The sequence below is a fragment of the Paractinoplanes maris genome (assembly GCF_023544465.1).
GTDB classification, from domain to species: Bacteria; Actinomycetota; Actinomycetes; order Mycobacteriales; family Micromonosporaceae; genus Actinoplanes; species Actinoplanes maris.
The window spans coordinates 56,087-74,559 of record NZ_JALPVL010000016.1; the positions used below are offsets into that span (position 1 = coordinate 56,087).

Here is an 18,473-nt window from a genome sequence, read left to right on the forward strand (position 1 = left end):
TGCCCCGGGCAGCGGATCGGTAAGCGGTTGGCCGGCCGTGGGATTCCGTACATCAACAAGGTGACTTCCGGTCACCGATTGGGCAGAGACAACCCGTTGAGTACGCCTGAGGCAAACGGGGGCCTGTCGTGCATGTGTCAGTGGTCGACAACAGCGACGAATCGGTGGTCGTCACGGTGCGCGGCAATATCGACATCGACAGCGGGACGACGCTGACCACGGCGCTCGAGCAGTTGCTGGACCGACCGGCGCCACGGATCGTGGTCGACCTGTCGGGCATCGAGTTCTGCGACTCGACCGGGCTGAGCGCGCTGGTCGTCGGGCACAACCGGGCGTCCGCGAGCGGTGGCTGGCTGCGGCTGGCCGCGCCCGGCGAGTTCCTGGCGCGGCTGCTCGACACCGTCGGGCTGATCCCGCGGCTGGCCGTCTACACGACGGTGGGGGACGCGCTGGCCGGGCGTGACCCGGACTAATCTCGCCACGTGCTGATCCTGCTGCCGCCGTCCGAGGGCAAGACCGCCGCCGTCGTCGGTGATCCCGTCGATCCCACCTCGCTGTGGCTGCCGCGGCTGGCGACGGCCCGCAAGCGGGTGCTCGGCAAACTCGTGTCGATGAGCCGGCGGACCAGCGCCCGGGCGGTGGCCGAGTCGCTCGCGACGCTGGGGCTCTCCGCCGGGCAGGGCGACGAGATCGCCCGTAACGCGATGCTGCTCTCGTCGCCGGCCGCACCGGCCGCCTCGATCTACAGCGGCGTGCTCTACGAGGCGCTCGACGCGCACAGCCTCAAACCGGCGGCGCGGGCCTGGGCCGACTCGCGGGCGGTCGTCTTCTCCGGGCTGTGGGGTGTCGTGCGCCTCGACGACCGCATCCCGGCCTACCGGCTGTCGGTCGGCGTGACCCTGCCCGGGGTGGGCGGACTCACCGCGTACTGGAAAAAGGCCCTGCCCAAGGTGCTCGACCCGGCGGCCGGCGACGGACCAGTGCTCGACCTGCGGTCGGGGGCCTACGGCGCGATGTGGAGTGCGCCCGCCGGCTCCTCGGCCACCGTGCGCGTGCTGCACGAGCGAGTCGTCGACGGGGTGGCCCGGCGGTCGGTCGTCAGCCATTTCAACAAGGCGACGAAGGGGCGGATCGTGCGCGCCCTGGCCGAGGACGGGGCGGAGCCGGCCACGGTCGACGAGATCGTCACGGCACTGCGCGATCTGGGGTACACCGTCGAGGAGCGACCCGCGGGTGCGGGCCGCCCCCGGCAGTTGGACGTCGTCGTGGCCGAGCTCTGACCACAGCGTGACTGCGGCCTACAGCGTGACTGCGGCTTACTGCGTGGCCAGCAGGTCGACGACGAAGCGCAGGTCGCCCTCGACGCCCTGGAGGCCCTTGGCCATGGCGGCGGGCACGTCGAGCTGGACCCGGCTGCCCACCTTCTGCCCCGGGATGCCCTTGTCCCAGCCCTCGATGACGCGGCCGGCCCCGATCGGCGTGACGATCGGCTGACCGCGCTGCCAGGACGAGTCGAGCTCCTTGCCGGTCTTGTAGTCGACCAGCACGTAGTTGGCCGTGATGGTCTGGCCGGACTTGACCTCGGGGCCGGAGCCGGGCACCAGAGCCGTCACCTTGAGCTTGTCGAGCGTGCCGGTGCCGCCCTTGACCACCGGCTGCTTCGCCAGCGCGGGCGGCGTGTCGACCGGCGCGGGCTGATCGGCGGCCGGCGGCTCGGCCGACGGCGCCGGCGCGGTCGGCTCGGCGGGCGCCGCCGCGGAGGGCGGTGCGGCGGCCGTCGGCGTCGCCGGGTCGGAATCGCCGCCGCGGACGGTGACGAAGACGGTCACCAGGACGGCGATCACGGCGAGCCCGGCCACCGCGCCGGCCACGGCCTGGGTGCGGCGTTTCGCCGTGTCGCCGGTGATGGGTCGGGCGGTGTCGGTGCTCATAGGTCGTCGACTCTCCTGTTTCGGCATCTCCGGAAACTTCGGACACCGTACCCGTCGTCGTGACGAAGGCCATCCCGAACCTCAGCCGAACCACCTAGGGCCGTGATCACCCGAACGGGCGGTCACGCATTCCGCTCTTCACCGTCACGCAACGAAGTGCCATTGTTGACGCCCCACCCCTTTCTTCGCGCTGTGAACCCGCGCTGTATCTCCCCCAGGAGGGTCGGTTGTCGTCGACCGAGGATGGTCGCCGCAGACGCCGGACCGGCCACCGCGCCCCTGTCACCGGCGTCCGCGCCCCTGTTACCGGCGTCCGCCGCCGCGCCGGCCTCGCCGAGGACGGTCGCCAGTGGAACGAGATCCTCTCGTCGGCCGCGGTGATCCTGGCCGGCGTGCTCGTCGTGATCGGGTTCGGCTTCATCGCCACCCGCGGCCTCAAGGGCAGCGAGCAGGCGGCCCCGCCGATCGACCCGCCCGCGCCGGCTCTCGGGGACCTGCGGCTGCCGCCACCCAGCGGCGGCAGCAGCAGCGAGGGGCTGATCCCGCTGGGCAGCCCGTCGCCCTCACCGTCGCCCAGCCCGACCAAAGCGGCCACCGTGCCCCCAACGACCCGCGACCAGCTCAGGATCGTCAAGGACGCGGTGCCCTCGGTGGTGAACCTGTCGTCCGAGGGCGAGAGCGACTGGGTGCACTGGGGACTCGACGGCACGTTCTCCCTGGAGCGCGCGAAAAAGGGCGATTTCCGCATTCTCGAGGGTGCGCCCACCGCACCGCGCTTCCGGCACTCGCTGAGCCCGCAGAAGTACAAGTGGGCCGGCGGTGACCCGGTGGCGAGCAGCGACGGGACGACGACCGGCATCCGCACCTGCGGCAAGGGCAACGGCTTCACCCTGACCGCCCCGGCCGGCACCACGCCGCGGGTGCTCAAGCTCTACGTCGGGGCGGTCTCGGCCCGCGGAAAGCTGACCGCGCGGCTGAGCACGGGCGACTCCACCGGCACTACCGTCTTCGAACAACGCGGTGACACGCTGCGCACCGTGGTGCTGACCGTGGCCTACCAGGCGCCGAAATCCGGCCAGTTGCGGCTCACGTGGGGTACCGACACCGCGTACGGGGAAGGTTGCTCAGGGGTAACCCTGGAAGCGGCCACGCTTTCGTGAAGTGTTCTCATAACACTCCAGCCGGGATCCGGCGGTAGTGAGGGACCAGAGGGGTTGACATGTTCGCGGGCTGGGGATCGTGGGTCGCCCGCTTCCGGTGGCCGGTGCTGTCCGTCGCGCTCGTCGCGGTGATCAGCGCGGGCGTCTGGGGGCTCGGGGTTTTCGGCCAGCTCACCGAGGGCGGCTACAACGACCCGGACAGCGAGTCGTCACAGGCCACCGAGGCCGTGCAGAAGGCGTTCGGCGCGCAGGGCGGCGACCTGGTGGTCATCTACACGCCGACCAAGGGCAAGATCACCGACGTCGCGCTCGGCCAGCGCATCCGGTCCACGCTCCAGGGGCTGCCCAAATCGGCCGTCAAGAGCAGCACGTCGTACTGGTCGACCCGGTCCCCGCAGTTCGTGGCCAAGGACAAGACCAGCGGCGTCGCCCTCCTCACGCTGGCCGGCGCGGACGACGGCGCCAAGCTCGACGCGTTCCGCGAGATCGACGACAAACTGGCTGTCGCCGGCACAAAGGTGCAGCTCTCCGGCGGGGTCGTGCTGGCCGACGCGACCTCCACCCGCTCGACCCAGGACCTGGCCAAGGCCGAGATCATCTCGCTGCCGATCACGCTGATCCTGCTCGTGCTGCTGTTCGGCTCGCTGGTCGCGGCGTCGGTGCCGGTGCTGGTGGGCGGGGCCGCGGTGCTCGGCTCGCTCGGCATCCTGCACGCGATCGCCGGGGTGCACGACGTCAACTCGTTCGCGGTCAACGTGGCCAGCCTGCTCGGCCTGGGCATGGCGATCGACTACGGCCTGTTCATGGTGGGCCGGTTCCGCGAGGAGCAGTCCAAGGGCCGGACCCCGGCCGAGGCGGTCCGCCGGACGGTCGCCACCGCCGGGCGTACGGTCGTCTTCTCGGCCACGCTGCTGATGATCGCGCTCGGCGGTCTGCTGCTGTTCCCGCAGGGCTTCCTCAAATCCCTCGCGTACGGGGGTCTGGCCGCGGTCGGTCTGGCCGCGCTCCTGTCCCTGACGTTGCTGCCGGCGCTGCTCGCCGTGCTCGGCCCGCGCATCGACAAACTGCCGATCAAGCTGCCCGGCCGGGGCAACGAAGGCTCCTTCTGGGGCCGGCTGGCCGCCTGGGTGCTGCGCCACCGGGTCCTCGTCGCCCTGCCGATCCTGGCCGGTCTGCTGGTGCTGGCGGCGCCGATCGCCGGCGTCCGGTTCGGCGAGGCCGACGAGCGCACGCTGCCCGCCCAGGACCCGGCCCGGCAAGCGATCGAGACCCTCAAGGCGGACTACCCGCAGTTCACCGACAGCGGCGTGCCGATCGTCCTGCGCGGGTCGGCCGACACCTCCGGCTTCGCGGTGACGCTGCGCCAGATCCCCGGCATCGCGCAGATCGGCCCGGCCCAGCGCGCGGGCGAGGTCACCGTCTTCAACGCGACGCTGCGCGCATCCGACCCGTTCAGCACCGAGGCGCGCGAGGTGGTCGACCGGATCCGGTCGCTGCCGACCCCCAACGGGGCCGAGCTGCTGGTCGGCGGGGCCACGGCCCGCAACGTCGACAGCCTGGCGGCCACCGCGGCGAAACTGCCGTTGATGGTGGCGATGCTGGTCGGGGCCACGCTGCTGCTGATGTTCTTCGCGTTCGGCTCGATCCTGCTGCCGATCAAGGCGGTCCTGATGAGCGCGCTGAGCCTCAGTGCGACCTTCGGCATCCTGGTCTGGATCTTCCAGGACGGGCACCTGGCGGGCACGCTGAACGTGACGCCGGCACCACTCGAGGCGGGCATCGTCGTGCTGATGGCGGCGGTGGTGTTCGGGCTGTCCACCGACTACGAAGTCTTCCTGCTCTCCCGGATGGTGGAGGCGCGGGCGCACGGCGCGTCGACCAACGAGGCGGTGACGATCGGGCTGGCCCGCACCGGCCGGGTGATCAGCGCGGCGGCGCTGCTGCTGATCGTGGTGACCGGGGCGTTCGCGCTGTCGTCGGTGACGACGATGCGGTTCGTGGGCGTGGGCATGATCGTGGCGTTGCTGCTCGACGCGACGGTGGTCCGGATGCTGCTCGTGCCGGCGGTGATGGGGCTGCTGGGCAACGCGGTGTGGTGGGCGCCGGGGCCGCTGCGGCGGTTGCAGGAGCGGGCCGGGCTGTCGGAGCACGCCGGGGAGGAGCCGCCGGCGCTGCCGCCGGGCCGGCACGCGGCGGGTGAGCCGACGGTCATGCTGGCGTTGCCGCCGGGGCCGAACTACTCCGCCTGGGACCGGGAGGCGGCGGGAGTGATGCTGCTGCCGCCGGGGATGGTGGGGCGCGCCCGGCCGGGCAAGAACGACACGGCTACCGAGGTCATTCCCAAGGTCACGGATGAAGCTGGTGAGCCGGGGGGTGCTCGGGCTCTGCCGGCGGGGACGGCTTCGGTTTCCGCTGCGGCTTCGGTCCCGGCTTCGGCTTCGGGTTCTGCTTCGGGTTCTTCCGGGGATGACGACATCGTCGATGCGGAGATCATCGAGGATGACGAGCCGGTGGCCGGTGAGACGGCGGCATCGGAGTCGACGCAGGCGGCGCCGGACGACGAGCAGGTCGATGCCGAGATCGTCGAGGACGAGATCTCCGCTGCTTCCGATTCTGATTCTGTTTCGACTCCCGCTTCCGCACTTGCCGACAGTGAGCCGGTTGCGGCTTCTTCCGCCGTGACCACCTCGGTTGACGAGCCCGCTACGGGTTCTTCGGTCGACGCGCCGGCAACAGCCTCTTCGTCCGGCGTGAGCGCCGCTGCTTCTTCGGTTGGCGCGCCGGAAACGGCTTCTCCGGGCGACGAGTCCGCTTCGTCTTCTTCAGACGATCTGCCGGACATGTCTTCTCCGAACGAGCAGCCTGCTGTGCCTTCCCGGGACGACCGGCCCGCTACAGCTACTCCGGACGACGCGCCGGCAGCAGCTTCTGCCGATGACCAGCCCGCTTCGGACACTTCGATCGACGCGCCGGCTACAGCTTCTTCGGCTGACGCGACCGCTACGGCTTTTCCGGTCAGCGAACTCGCCTCTACTTCTTCCGTCGATGAGGCGGCTGCGGCTTCTTCCGCCGATGACGATGAGCCGGCGGCGGTTTCTTCGCTCGACGCCGCGAGTCGGCCTGCGGCGGACGAAACGGACCTTCGGGAGCCGGTCGCCGGAGAGGACGTGACGGCGAGCGCCGCTGTCATCGTTGACGAGCCGGTGGCCGACGGCGGCCGATCGGTCGTTGAGCAGGTCGACGGCGAGCCCCAGGTGGACGACGCCGTCGCCGACGTCGACCGGGCCGGGGATGAGCCGGTGGCCGACGCCGAGGTCGTTCCGGATGAGCCGGTGGCTGACGACGTGGTGGACGCCGAGGTCGTCGAGGACGAGGCTGTCGTCCCCCCGTACCTGCCGGAGCCGTACTACCCGATGCCCGGGCTCTACCGCTCGGAGTCGCGGAGCACCGAGCCGGACTACTCGGCGCCCGACGACTTCTTCTTCGCGCCGTCGTCGGCCGGGACGTTCGCCAGCTCGCTGGAGCTGCCCGCCGCGCCGGAGTCGACGGTCCCCTACTTCGGCGACCGGCCCGATTTCGAGAGCACCCGGAACCTCGCCGACCTGGCCGTCACCCGCAGCTTCGACGCCCCCGACCTCGACGCGACGACAACCTTCGAGGTCCCGGCCGCCGAGGACCCGCCGGCCATCTTCGAGGCGCCGAACCGGCGGGTGGCGCGGACCTTCGAGACACCCGACCCGGAAACCTCGGGAAGCATCGTGCTGCCCGACCTCATCCCGGCGCCGGCCGAGCCCGTGGCCCAGGAACCCGAGCCGGAGCTCGACGTCACCCGCAGCTTCGACGCGCCCGACCTGGAGGCCACCCGGCGGCTGCAGATCCCCGGCCTGGAGACGACGCGCCACCTGCCCGCCCCCGCGATCGAACGCGCCCGCCGCCTCGAGAACCCCGCGCCATCGCCCAGCCCGGACGTCGCGCCCCTGCCCAAGCGCCCGACCTCCGACTCGCTGCCCCGGCGCATCCCCACGTCCGAGCCCCTCCCCCAGCGGATCGTGCCGCCAGACGCGTCCGCTGCTCAGCGGATCGTGCCGCCCCCCGCGGCCGAGCCCTTGCCTCAGCGGACCGTGCGACCGACCGCAGCCGACCCCCAGCGGAGCGATCTCCCATCCGCGACCGACCCCCTGCCCCGCCGGGCCGTCCCACCGACCGCAGCCGACCCCCAGCGCAGCGGTCTCCCTTCCGCGACCGACCCCCTGCCCCGCCGGGCCGTTCCACCGACCACAGCCGAACCACTGCCCCACCGGGGCGTCCCACCGACCACAGCCGAACCCCAGCGGATCCTGCTCCCGCCCGCCGCAGAACCCCCGCCCCCGCGGAGGGTGCCTCCGGCGGCCGCCGAGCCGCTGCCCCGGCGGACCGTCTCGCCCGCATCCTCGGAGCCCGTCCTGCCCCAGTCGCTGCCGATGGCCGAGCAGGCACCGGTGGCCGACCCGCTGCCGCCGCGGACCTCGCGGCCGGAGCCGTCCGTCGCCGAGACCGGTGGGCGCCGGTCGGATCTGGGCAGCCTGTTCGCCGCGCGCCGGGCGGCCGAGCCGGACGAGCGGCCCGCACCCGCTCCGCAGACCGATGACTGGTCGCCCTCGCGGCCGGCTGAGGAACCGGTCGAGCCGACCCCGCTGCGGCGGCCCGCGACGCTGGGCGAACGGCCGTACTCGTTCCGGCCCGGCACTGACATCGCCGAACCGGCCGTGGCTGAGCCCGGGCCGCCGGTGACACCTTCCCCGGCGTACGCGTCCTCGGTGACCCCACCGGCGCCGCGCCGGCCCGCCGACCTGGGCGACCACCTGCGCGAGACGCGGCCGGCCGACCTCGGTGATCACCTGCGGGAGTCCCGCCCGGCCGACCTGGCGCAGTACAGCAGCCGTACCCGTCGGCCGACCTCCGAAAAACCGCGCTCAGCCGTCTCGGACCAGCCGGCGAAGCCGGCGCGGAGGCCGGCCACCCTGGCCGACCAACTGCCCAAGCCACGCCGCTCCGAGGATGACCAGCCGGACGAGTGAGCCTCAGCGGAAGACCAGGCCCCCGCCGACCTCGAGCACCTGGCCGGTGAGGGCGCCCGACCCTTCGCTGACCAGCAGCCGGACGGTGGCCACCAGATCCTCCGGGACCAGCGCCCGGGGCAGAGCCTGGGTGGCCAGCAGCGGAGCGTGCGCCTCGGCGTCGTGGCCGGCGGCCAGCTCGGCCTCGCCCTCGGTGCGGATGGCGCCCGGCGACAACGCGTTGACCGTGATCCCGGCCGGGCCGAGCGCCCGGGCCAGCGAGCGGGTCAGGCCGATCAGCGCCGCCTTGCTCGACACGTAGGCCGGACCGGACGGACCGCCCATGCGGACGGTCGGCGAGACCACGTTGACGATGCGGCCCCAGCCACGCTCGGCCATGCCCGCGCTCAGCGCCTGGGCGAGCAGCATCGGGGCGGTGACGTTGACCGCGAACGTGCGCTGCCACTCCTCCAGCGGCAGGCCGGCGAAGTTCACGTTGGACGCCTTGGCCGCGTTGTTGACGAGGACGTCGACGGGGCCGGCCCGCTCGGCCAGATCGCGCACGGCCGCGGCGTCGGACAGGTCGGCGTCGAGCAGCAGGGCCTCGGCGCCGAGGTCACGACAGAGGCGCGCGACGCTTTCCGCCTCGTCCGCGGCGTCCAGATGATGCAGCCACAGCTTGTGCCCGGGCCGGGCGAGCCCGACGGCGACCGCCGCCCCGATGCCGCGTCGTGCCCCGGTGATCAGAATCCGCCGCCCCATGGCATCAACCCTATGCCGAACGACCATGAAAAAGACCAGCTGAACCGCGGCCGGTCCGCCCGCCGGCCGTCGTGGGCGATCGACGGACCCGCCGTGCGGTGTGGCCGAGCGGCCCGCTGGCGCTGGGTCGCTCGGCCACACCTGTCTCCATCGTGCCCGATAGCACCGCCCTGCACACCGAACTGTCCACAGGGCGGTCGCTGTGGATAACTCGGAGTCCTCCGCCGAAAGAGTTCTAGAGTTTCCTCTGCCCCTGGGTGGGCGGGGGTCCGGGCGGCTTACTGAGCACGATCAACTACGGGGACGCAAGAGGCGCGGGCTCGGGAAAGCGCCGGTGTCAGGCGCGGACGGGTGCCGGTTCCGGCTGGGGTTCGAGCGCCGCCGGCACCGAGCGGGTGGAGAGCCAGCAACCCGCGGCGACCAGGGCGAAGCCGGCGATCGTGCTGACCCCGAAGTGCTCGTCGAGCAGCGCCACCCCGAGCAGGACGGCGACCACTGGATTCACATAGGTGACCAGGCCGGCGCGGGTGGAACCGACCTGGCCGATCAGCTGGTAGAAGGCGAGCAGGGCCAACGCCGTACAGAAGAACCCCAGGACCCCCAGGGAGGCCCAGGCCTCGGCGCGGACGGGCTCGGTGGGCAACGCGAAGACGGCGAACGGCGCCAGCGCCAGCGCGGTGATGCCGGTCGTGGCGCCGACCAGCGACTCGGTGGGCACGTCGGCCAGGCGGCGCTGCACCATCATCGTGGCCACCGCGTAGCTGATCGCGGCGACCAGCACCATCCCGGCACCGAGCAGGCCCAGCCGGTCGCCCGAGAGGTCCAGGCCGACGAGCAGCGCCACCCCGCCGAAGCCGAGCGCCAGACCCCCCACGCGGATCGGGGTCAACCTTTCCGTACGCGCCATGAGCAGCGCGATCGCGACCGGCTCGATGGCGATGAGCAGCCCGGTCAGCGACGAGCTGATGTGCGTCTCGCCATACGTGATCAGCAGGAACGGCCCGAGGATGTGCACGAACGCCAGCACGGTGACCGGTCCCAACCGGCCGCGCAGCCGGCTGAGCGTGCCGCGGGCGGCGGCGATCGGCAGCAGCACCAGCGCGGCGATCGCCACCCGGCCGAAGACCACGAGCAGCGGCGAGAGGTCCTCGATGGCGATCTTGATCAGGAAGTACGGGATGCCCCAGAGCACCGAGACAGCGAGGAAGAGAAACCAGGCGCGGCGATTCACACCTCGACACTGCTCCCGTACGGTAGTAAGCGGTAGTACCGACTTACTGATGTGGTTTGCAGGTGAGCTTATGATCGACGTCCGCCGGGTGGCCGTGCTCCGGGAGGTGGCGCGGCTGGGCAGTTTCAACCAGGCCGCGGTGTCGTTGCGGATGACCCCGTCAGCCGTGTCGCAGCAGATCGCCGCACTGGAACGCGAACTCGGCACCAATGTCGTGCTGCGCAGCACGCGCGGCGTCAAGCTCACCGGGGCCGGCCGGGTGCTGGTCGAGGCGGGCGAGGCGATCGCCGCCGAGCTGTCCCATGCCGAGCGGGAGATCGCCCGTCTGGGCACGGTCGAGAGCTTGACGGTGGCCACGTTCACCAGCGGCGGCCAGCGGCTTTTGCCGGCGGCGCTGACCCGGTTCGCCGCCGAGCGTCCGGGCGTCGAGCTCACCGTGCTCGAGAACGAGCCCGAGGACGCCCTGCCCCTGGTGCGCTCGGGTGCGGCCGACCTCGCACTCGTCTATCACTTCGACAAGCTTCCCCCCGTACGCCCGGGCGACCGCTCCGGTCTGAGCTATGAACCGCTACTCGACGACCCGATGTGGATCGTGCTGCCCGCCGCCCATCCGCTGGCCGGGCGCGAGTCGATCACCATCGCCGAGCTGGAGGGCGAGCGCTGGGTGCACGGTTGCCTGGAGATCGTCGAGATGCTCGACCACTACGCCGCCCTGGCCGGTTTCGAGATCCGCACCGCCTGCCGGGGCACCGACTACATCTTCGCCCAGTCCCTGGTCCGCGCCGAGGTCGGCATCAGCATGATCCCGCAGGTCGCCCTCACCGCGGCCGCCCAGCCCGGCCTGGCCGCCATCCCCCTGGCCGCGCCGTGCCCGTGCCGCTACATCGGCATCGTCACCCCGCGCCGCCGTCCCAGCCCCCTGACCGACGCGCTGGTCCACGCCCTCCGCGACACGGTGGCAGCCCTTCCCGTCCCAGCCTGACCAACCTTCCCGCTCCCACTCGACGGGCACCCCCGTTTCCGGCCGGACGGGCCGAAGTTATCCACAGGGCTCGGCGGGGGCGGAACTCGGTGGGAAGCTCTTCGGGTGGGACTCGGACGGCCGATGGTCGTCCGGGATCAGTACAGTTCCTGCGTCGGATTCGCAGGTGTTTCGCAGGTGTGAGGATTAAACGTGGGCATGACGGGCGAAGTTGAGACGGCCGCCGGGGTGGATCCGGAGCGGCTGGCGCTCTGCCTTTCGGTGATCGCCGAGGTGGAGGGCCTGCCCGCCGAGCACCCCGACGCGGTCGCGGTGCGGCTGGCCACGGCCGCCCTGTTCAAGACCGTGAAGCTCAAGCGCCGGCGCGAGCGTCGCGACGCGATCCTGGCCAACGACCGGGCGGTCACCGAGGCCACGGCCACCGGAGCGCCCGGGCGCATCGACGACGAGACCGCGGGCATCCCGCTGCGCACGTCGGTCGAGTCGGGCACGGCCGGGGTGCTGCGGCAGGCGCGCGGCTGTTACGTCTGCAAGCAGCGCTACACCCGGGTCGACGCGTTCTATCACCAGCTCTGTCCCGACTGCGCCGTGCTCAACCACGACCGGCGGGACGCGCGCACCGACCTCACCGGGCGGCGGGCGCTGCTCACCGGCGGCCGAGCCAAGATCGGCATGTACATCGCATTGCGCCTCCTGCGTGACGGCGCCGACCTGACGATCACCACGCGCTTCCCGCACGACGCGGTGCGCCGGTTCTCGGCCATGCCCGACAGCGAGGAGTGGCTGCACCGGCTGCGGGTCGTCGGGCTCGACCTGCGCGACCCGGCCCAGGTGGTCGGGCTGGCCGACTCGGTCGCGGCCCGTGGTCCGCTCGACATCCTGATCAACAACGCGGCCCAGACGGTCCGGCGCACTCCGGGTTCTTACGCGGCCATCGCCGCCGCCGAGGCCGGACCGCTGCCGGACGGGCCGCTGCCCGAGCTCGAATACTTCGGCACCGCGGGCGTCTCGCCGGCCGCGATGCTGACCACGGGCGCGCCGGTGCTCACGCCCCAGCAGATCACCGAGATGGCGCTGACCGCCCGGTCGGTCGCCATCGACGCCGGCGGCCTGGTCCCCGACACGACACCGACCAACAGCTGGAGCGACCGCGTGCACGAGGTCGACCCACTCGAGCTGCTGGAGGTGCAGCTCTGCAACGTGACGGCCCCGTTCGTGCTGGTCAGCCGCTTGCGCACGGCGATGCTCCGCTCACCCCACCCGCGGCGCTACGTGGTCAACGTGTCAGCCATGGAGGGCATCTTCGCCCGCGGCTACAAGGGCGCCGGGCACCCGCACACCAATATGGCCAAGGCGGCGCTCAACATGCTGACCCGCACGAGCGCAGTCGACATGTTCGCCGACGGCATCCTGATGACCAGCGTCGACACCGGCTGGATCACCGACGAACGCCCGCACCCGACCAAGATGCGCCTGGCCGAGGAGGGCTTCCACGCCCCCCTCGACCTCGTCGACGGCGCCGCCCGCGTCTACGACCCCATCGTGCGCGGCGAAAAAGGCGAAGACCTGTACGGCGTCTTCCTGAAGGACTACGAGCCGGTCGCCTGGTAAGAACACGGGCGAGCCACGACCCCACAGGCCCGTGGCTCGCCATACCGCACTAACTCGATCAGCCCTGCCGACCGCCGTCACCCTGCCCACGAGCACCATCACCGTCGCCACCCTGGCCACGGCTCGCGTCGCCCTGACCACGAGCAGCGTCGCCCTGACCAGGAGCGGCATCGCCCTGACCACCAGCAGCAGTGCCCTTACCGGCATCGCCCTGGCCACGGCTGCCATCGCCTTGACCACGAGCAGCATCGCCCTGGCCACCGGCAGCATCGCCCTGAGCCTGACCGGCATCACCCTGGCCACGGCTCCCATCGCCCCGACCACGACCAGCGTCGCCCTGACCAGGAACAGCGTCGCCCTGACCAGGAACAGCGTCGCCCTGACCACGGGTGCCGTCGCCCTGACCACGACCACCGTCGCCCTGACCAGGAGTGCCGCCGTCCTGACCACGCGTGCCGTCGCCCTGACCACGACCACCATCGCCCTGACCACGCGTGCCGTCGCCCTGACCACGGCCGCCATCACCGTCGCCGCCCTGACCGCGGCCGCCATCGCGGTCGTCGCCTTGACCGCGGCCGCTATCGCGGTCGCCGCCCGGGCCACGGCCATCGCGGTCACCGCGGTCGTTGTGGTCGCGGTCGCGGTCACGGTCACGGTCACGGTCACGGTCACGGTCACGGTCACGGTCACGCGAGCGGAACGGAAAGCGGTCGCCGTGGTGGCGGTTGCCGTGACGGAAGTCGCGGTACCAGCTGACTTCGAGGGCCCAGGTGCTGCGGCCGACGCGGTCGCAGTCGAAGTCGTCCCAGCGGCCGATGTTCTCGCCGATCCGGCCGGCGATGACGCAGCTGCGGTAGCTGTGGAAGTAACGGATGACGCGGTCGGCGCCCTGGCCCGCCGCCGCTGTCGTGGAAGTGCTCGCGTCCGTCCCGGTCGCCGCCATGGCGGGGCCGGCGCCGATGGTGACACCAGCGATCAGGCCGAGGCCGGTTACGGAAAGCATCCGGGTAATACGGTTCATTTCACACCTTCTCTGGACCGACGTTGCGTCGAGAGGAGGAGATCATCTGCACTCTGAGTGACAGATGTGTTTCGGAGCGCTTACCCCGCCCGGGGAGGAAAGCCACGGATCGGATTAATACGAGTGGAGATGTGCTGATCCCCTATTCGTCGGGCAGGGCCAGGTAAGCGGGTCGTAGGACCTCCACGATCGGCCGGCCGTCCTGCGCCAGCGGCGGCGGGTCGAGCTGGTCGAGCAGCGCATCGGGCCGGGTCACCGCCCCGGGCCGCCCGCCGACCGGCGCCGCCACCGGACATGCCGTCCCCCAGAACTCGTCCACCTCACCGAGATCACCCGGCTCGGCGGCGGCATCACGCCCGCCAGCGGCGTCACGTCCTCCGCCAGCCGCATCGCCCACGCCAGCTGCATCGCCGACCCCAGCGGCATCGCCCACGCCAGCTGCATCGCCCACGCCAGCCGCATGGCGCACGCCAGCTGCATCGCCCACCCCAGCCGCATCGCGCACGCCAGCGGCATCGCGCACGCCACCGGAATTGCGTCCGGAGGCGGAGTTGCGCGCGGCGGTGGCGGCATCGCGCTCGCCCGCCGCGGGATTAGCCGCGGGAGCGGTGTAAGCGGCGACCGCCTCGGCGTTGCGCAGCTCGCGCAAGTGGACCAGCAGCTCGTCGCGCCCGCGGCCGCGCCAGGCGAAGGCGCCGAACGGGTCCTCCTGGAAGCTGCGGGCCAGCGCGTAACAGGTGGCCGCGAGATGCACGCACGGCATGGGCCAGCGCTCGCACGAGCAGTCCATCGCCACCTCGTCGAGCGACAGCGGCACCAGGCTGAGCCCGGCCTCGGCGAACACGTCGGCTATGCCGGCCGGCATCTGCCCGCCGAGCAGCGACGCCGCGTACCGGGCCTCGGCCGCCATCGTCGCCTCGAGCGCGGCCCACTCGGAAGCACCGAAGGCGCGCACCGCGATCCGGGATCGGAACGCGCGCGGGTCCTCGGGCCCGCGCACCTGCGCGACCACCAGGCTGCTCGAGATCGTCAGGCTGCGCACATGCCCCGACCGCTCGGCCCGCCGCCCGCGCGCGAACGTCGGCGCCATCCGCAGCGACTCGAAGGTGCCGAGGAAAGCCACCGCCAGCCGATCGTCGGTCACCTCAGGCCTCCCGCGCAGCGCCAAGATCCGGCCGGCACATCCTCCGGGCGGATCCAGGTTGGGCGTCCCCGGCGGTCATCAGTCGCCGCGGGACGAGGGGCGCCGCGGGACCAGGGGCGCCGCGGGACCAGGGGCGCCGCGGGACCAGGGGCGCCGCCGACCGGTCGGTGGTCAGTCAACGATGGCCTCCGGGGCGAGAGTGAGCAGGTCGCGGATCTCGGTGGTGGACAGGGCGGTCAGCCAGCCCTCGCCGTTGCCGACCACGCGCGCGGCCAGCACGCCTTTGTCGGCCAGCAGGCGGTCGATGCGCTCCTCGAGCGTGCCCAGGCAGACCAGCGTGTGCACCTGGACGTCGCGCTGCTGACCGATGCGGAAGGCCCGGTCGGTGGCCTGGTCCTCGGTGGCCGGGTTCCACCAGCGGTCGACGTGCACCACGTGGTTGGCCGCGGTCAGGTTGAGGCCGGTGCCGCCGGCCTTGAGCGAGAGCACGAAGACGCCGGGGCGCTCGTCGGCCTGGAACGCGGCGACCATCGCGTCGCGGTCCTTGCGGGTGGTGCCGCCGTGCAGGTAGCGCACCGGCACGCCGAACCGGGCGGCCAGGTGCGGGGTCAGCATCGAGCCGAAGCGTGCGTACTGCGTGAAGCACAACACGCTCTCGCCCTGGGCCAGCGCGCCGTCGACGATCTCCTCCAGGCGCTCCAGCTTGCCCGAGCGGCCGGGCAGCGGCGAGCCGTCGCCCAGCAGCAGGGCGGGGTGGACGCAGGCCTGTTTGAGCTTGGTCATCGCGGCCAGCACGATGCCTTTGTTCCACCGGTCGGTGCTCTCGTCGAGCCGGTTGGTCATCTCGTCGAGGACCGCGCGATAGAGCGTGCTCTGCTCGCCGGTGAGCCCGCACAGGTGCCGCACGTGCCGCTTGTCGGGCAGGTCGTCGATCACGATCGGGTCGGACTTGGTGCGGCGCAGCATGAAGGGCCGGGTCGCCTGGCGCAGGCGCGCGGCCGCCTCCTCGTCGCCGAAGCGCTCGATCGGCACGGCGAAGCGCGCGCGGAACGTGTGGGCCGACGCCAGCACGCCGGGATTGAGGTAGTCGAGGATCGACCACAGCTCGGCCAGCCGATTTTCCACCGGGGTGCCGGTCAGGGCGACCCGCATGCGCGACGGCAGCCGGCGGATCGCCCGCGCGGCCGTGCCGGCGCTGTTCTTCACGTGCTGGGCCTCGTCGAGGACGACCCTGTCCCACTGGATCGTGGCGAGCTGGTCGATGTCGCGCACGGCCGTGGCATAGGTGGTCAGCACCAGGTCGGCGTCGCCGAAGGACGCCGGCCGATCACTGCCGTGCAGGACCGCCACGCGCAGCGTCGGTGCGAACCGGGCTGTCTCACGCTGCCAGTTGCCGAGCACCGAGAGCGGGCAGATCAGCAAGGCCGGCCCGGTGCGCCGGTGCAGCAGCAGCGCCAGCAGTTGCACGGTCTTGCCCAGGCCCATGTCGTCGGCCAGGCACGCGCCCAGCCCGAGCCCGTCGAGGAACGCCAGCCAGGAGAACCCGCGCACCTGGTACGGCCGCAGCGAGCCGGCCAGCTCGGCCGGCTGATCGAGCAACTCGAGCCGCTCCTCCAGGTCGCCCGCCAGCAGGTCGGCCGCCCAGCCCTCGCCGCTGACGGCGGTGACCGGCAGCGGCAACTCCTCGGGCGGCAGCAGCTTGATCGTGCGCAACGCGTTCCCGGCGGTCATCGTGCCGCCCCCGCGGGCCAGGAAACGCAGCCCGGCGTCGAGACGGTCGGCGTCGAGGTAGACCCAGCGGCCCCGGAGCCGGACGAGAGGCACCTTGGCCGTGGCCAGGTCGGTGAGCTCCTCGGTGCTGAGCACGCGGCCGCCGAGAGCCAGGTGCCAGTCGTAGTCGACCAGGTGGGCCAGGTCGGGCGCCTGGTCGCGCAGCACCGTGGGGATCGGGTCGGCCGGCCGCACGGTGAGACCGAGACCCAGGCCGGGCCGGTCGCGCCACCAGGCCGGCAGCAGCACGCCGTAGCCCGCCTCCTCGAGGGCGGCGGCGTGGGTGAGGAAGCGGTGCGCCTCCTCGGTGTCGAGCACCATGTCGACCGGCCGGGGCACGCGCAACGCGTCGTCGAGGCCGGGGTAGAGCCGGGCGGCCCGGCCGAGCCCGCCCAGCAGGCGTTCCTGCGGGTGGCTGGTCCAGCGGCGCAGCGGGGCGTAACTGTCGCGCCAGACGTCGGCCGCGGTGACCAGGGCGCTCGGCTCGTCGACGGCCTGCAGCAGGAACTCGAGCAGCCAGGCGTCGCGGATCGCCACCTCGGTCGAGTGGGGATTGATCGCGTCGGGATCGTCGGGCTCGACCTCACGCAGGTGGCTGAGCCGGAAGCAGACCCGGACGGCGGCCCCGGTGGTGGCGCCGGTGTGCCAGGCGTCGAGCCTCCCGGTCAGCTCGTCGACCAGGGCCGGAGCCGCGGCGAAGGCCGGCTCGCCGGTGAGGGCGGCCAGCCAGCCGTCGCCGAGCCGGACGCCGGCCTCGGCCAGCCGGGTGCGGACCAGGCCGTCGACCAGGCGATCGAGGGCCGCGGCCAGGGCGTCCTCGGCGGGCAGGCCGGCCACGTCGCCGGGGCGGGCGCGCTCGGCCCGGGCCGCCGCGGGAAGCCGGCGCAGCAGGTCGTCGCGGTGGACAGCGTCGAATCCGGTCAGCACGGGCCGCCACCGGGCGGTCGGACCGTGCGGGTGGACCGCCGGGAGCACCCGGCCTCGCCGGACGAGATCGGTCGCGAAGTCACACAGCTCGATCAGCCACTCGACCGAGCGCCCGAGCCGCCCGTCGAACTCGCCCGCGATCTCGTCGTCGACGAACGGCACGATGACGGCCGGAACCTGCCAGGCCCGCAGGCGCGGTATGCCGCGCCGCGGCGACAGCCCGAGCTGCGGGGACGGCAGCGGCCCGGCACCGGTCGACGGCAGCACGAGCGTCGCCGGAGCCCGCCGCTCCCCCGCCGGCAGCCGGGACGCGGGCACCGCGAACGGATGATCGCCCCGCGCCGGCGACGGCAGCGGGCCGGCCTCGCCCCATAGGGTGATCGCGCCGTCGCGCCCCACGAACCCGTGGAGCACCCGGGTCTCGGCCGCCACCAGGGAGGTCATCGCAACGACCAGACGACGGCGGGGGGCCGCACCCGGGCCGAGATCGGGTCGCCCCCGGCGTCGGTCAGGGCCAGCTCGGCGGTCAGCAGGCCGCCCTCGTGGGCGCCACGCAGCGTCGCGGTGGGCACGTCGCCGAACAGCAGCTTGGCCCGCCGGAACATCTGGAACTCGTCACCGACGACGTTGCCCCAGGTCAGGTAGAGGAAGCGGGCCCCTGGACGGCCGTGCACCCATGGCCCGCCGACGTCGAGCAGCTCGTCGACCTCACGCGAGGTGATCTCGAACTGCCAGGCGGCGGCCAGCGCCCACGCGGGCACCAGGTCGACCGCCTCCCGCTGCCGCTGCACGCCGACGTGGACGTTGGCCAGGCGCAGAGCATCGGCCCGCGCCCCCGCGCGCTGGGCCGGCAGCTCGCGCCCTTCGATCCGGATCCGCACGCTGACGACCCTAGCCC

The 18,473-nt window shown here is 72.5% G+C and carries 13 protein-coding genes; 7 read left to right on the forward strand and 6 right to left on the reverse strand.

Annotation, left to right across the window (positions count from 1 at the left end; all coding sequences use genetic code 11):
- Nucleotides 1-128: 128 nt before the first annotated feature.
- Together NAG42_RS38390 and yaaA are read left to right on the forward strand one after the other, a co-directional pair.
- Complete coding sequence (locus tag NAG42_RS38390) at nt 129-473, forward strand: STAS domain-containing protein (RefSeq protein WP_250037275.1); 345 nt, start codon at nt 129-131, stop codon at nt 471-473.
- A 9-nt stretch (nt 474-482) separates the two neighbouring features.
- A complete protein-coding gene (gene yaaA / locus NAG42_RS38395) occupies nt 483-1,280 on the forward strand; it encodes a peroxide stress protein YaaA (RefSeq protein ID WP_250037276.1) in 798 nt (265 codons plus the stop codon).
- 36 nt (nt 1,281-1,316) lie between these two features.
- Here yaaA and NAG42_RS38400 read toward each other — a convergent pair whose 3' ends face one another.
- On the reverse strand, nt 1,317-1,931 hold the full coding sequence (locus NAG42_RS38400; protein ID WP_250037277.1) for an FKBP-type peptidyl-prolyl cis-trans isomerase: 615 nt from the start codon (nt 1,929-1,931) through the stop codon (nt 1,317-1,319).
- Nucleotides 1,932-2,158: 227 nt separating this feature from the next.
- Between NAG42_RS38400 and NAG42_RS38405 the strand changes: the two genes are divergently transcribed.
- Together NAG42_RS38405 and NAG42_RS38410 are read left to right on the forward strand one after the other, a co-directional pair.
- Complete coding sequence (locus NAG42_RS38405) at nt 2,159-3,091, forward strand: hypothetical protein (protein ID WP_250037278.1); 933 nt, start codon at nt 2,159-2,161, stop codon at nt 3,089-3,091.
- A 59-nt stretch (nt 3,092-3,150) separates the two neighbouring features.
- Nucleotides 3,151-8,148, forward strand: coding sequence for an MMPL family transporter (locus NAG42_RS38410; protein WP_250037279.1), 4,998 nt, complete (start codon nt 3,151-3,153; stop codon nt 8,146-8,148).
- Nucleotides 8,149-8,151: 3 nt separating this feature from the next.
- Here NAG42_RS38410 and NAG42_RS38415 read toward each other — a convergent pair whose 3' ends face one another.
- Entirely contained in the window at nt 8,152-8,889 is a 738-nt protein-coding gene (locus tag NAG42_RS38415; protein ID WP_250037280.1) for an SDR family NAD(P)-dependent oxidoreductase, read from the reverse strand.
- A 337-nt stretch (nt 8,890-9,226) separates the two neighbouring features.
- Nucleotides 9,227-10,120 (reverse strand): DMT family transporter, encoded by an 894-nt coding sequence (locus NAG42_RS38420; protein WP_250037281.1) that lies wholly within the window; start codon nt 10,118-10,120, stop codon nt 9,227-9,229.
- Nucleotides 10,121-10,190: 70 nt separating this feature from the next.
- Between NAG42_RS38420 and NAG42_RS38425 the strand changes: the two genes are divergently transcribed.
- From NAG42_RS38425 to NAG42_RS38435, 3 genes are all read left to right on the forward strand, one after another.
- Nucleotides 10,191-11,102 carry a LysR family transcriptional regulator gene (locus NAG42_RS38425; protein ID WP_250037282.1) on the forward strand — a complete coding sequence of 304 codons (912 nt, stop codon included), beginning with the start codon at nt 10,191-10,193 and terminating at the stop codon, nt 11,100-11,102.
- A gap of 198 nt (nt 11,103-11,300) precedes the next feature.
- Nucleotides 11,301-12,713 (forward strand): SDR family NAD(P)-dependent oxidoreductase, encoded by a 1,413-nt coding sequence (locus NAG42_RS38430; RefSeq protein WP_250037283.1) that lies wholly within the window; start codon nt 11,301-11,303, stop codon nt 12,711-12,713.
- Between the two features lie 31 nt (nt 12,714-12,744).
- Entirely contained in the window at nt 12,745-13,791 is a 1,047-nt protein-coding gene (locus tag NAG42_RS38435; RefSeq protein WP_250037284.1) for a hypothetical protein, read from the forward strand.
- A gap of 85 nt (nt 13,792-13,876) precedes the next feature.
- On the opposite strand, the gene NAG42_RS38440 is transcribed toward NAG42_RS38435, so the two are convergent.
- The 3 genes from NAG42_RS38440 to NAG42_RS38450 all read right to left on the reverse strand — a co-directional run bounded on the left by NAG42_RS38440 (nt 13,877) and on the right by NAG42_RS38450 (nt 18,456).
- Nucleotides 13,877-14,878 (reverse strand): SWIM zinc finger family protein, encoded by a 1,002-nt coding sequence (locus tag NAG42_RS38440; RefSeq protein ID WP_250037285.1) that lies wholly within the window; start codon nt 14,876-14,878, stop codon nt 13,877-13,879.
- Nucleotides 14,879-15,049: 171 nt separating this feature from the next.
- Complete coding sequence (locus NAG42_RS38445) at nt 15,050-18,019, reverse strand: DEAD/DEAH box helicase (protein WP_250037286.1); 2,970 nt, start codon at nt 18,017-18,019, stop codon at nt 15,050-15,052.
- Nucleotides 18,016-18,456 (reverse strand): DUF5990 family protein, encoded by a 441-nt coding sequence (locus NAG42_RS38450; protein WP_250037287.1) that lies wholly within the window; start codon nt 18,454-18,456, stop codon nt 18,016-18,018. Before NAG42_RS38450 ends, NAG42_RS38445 begins: the two co-directional genes overlap by 4 nt.
- Nucleotides 18,457-18,473 lie beyond the last annotated feature (17 nt).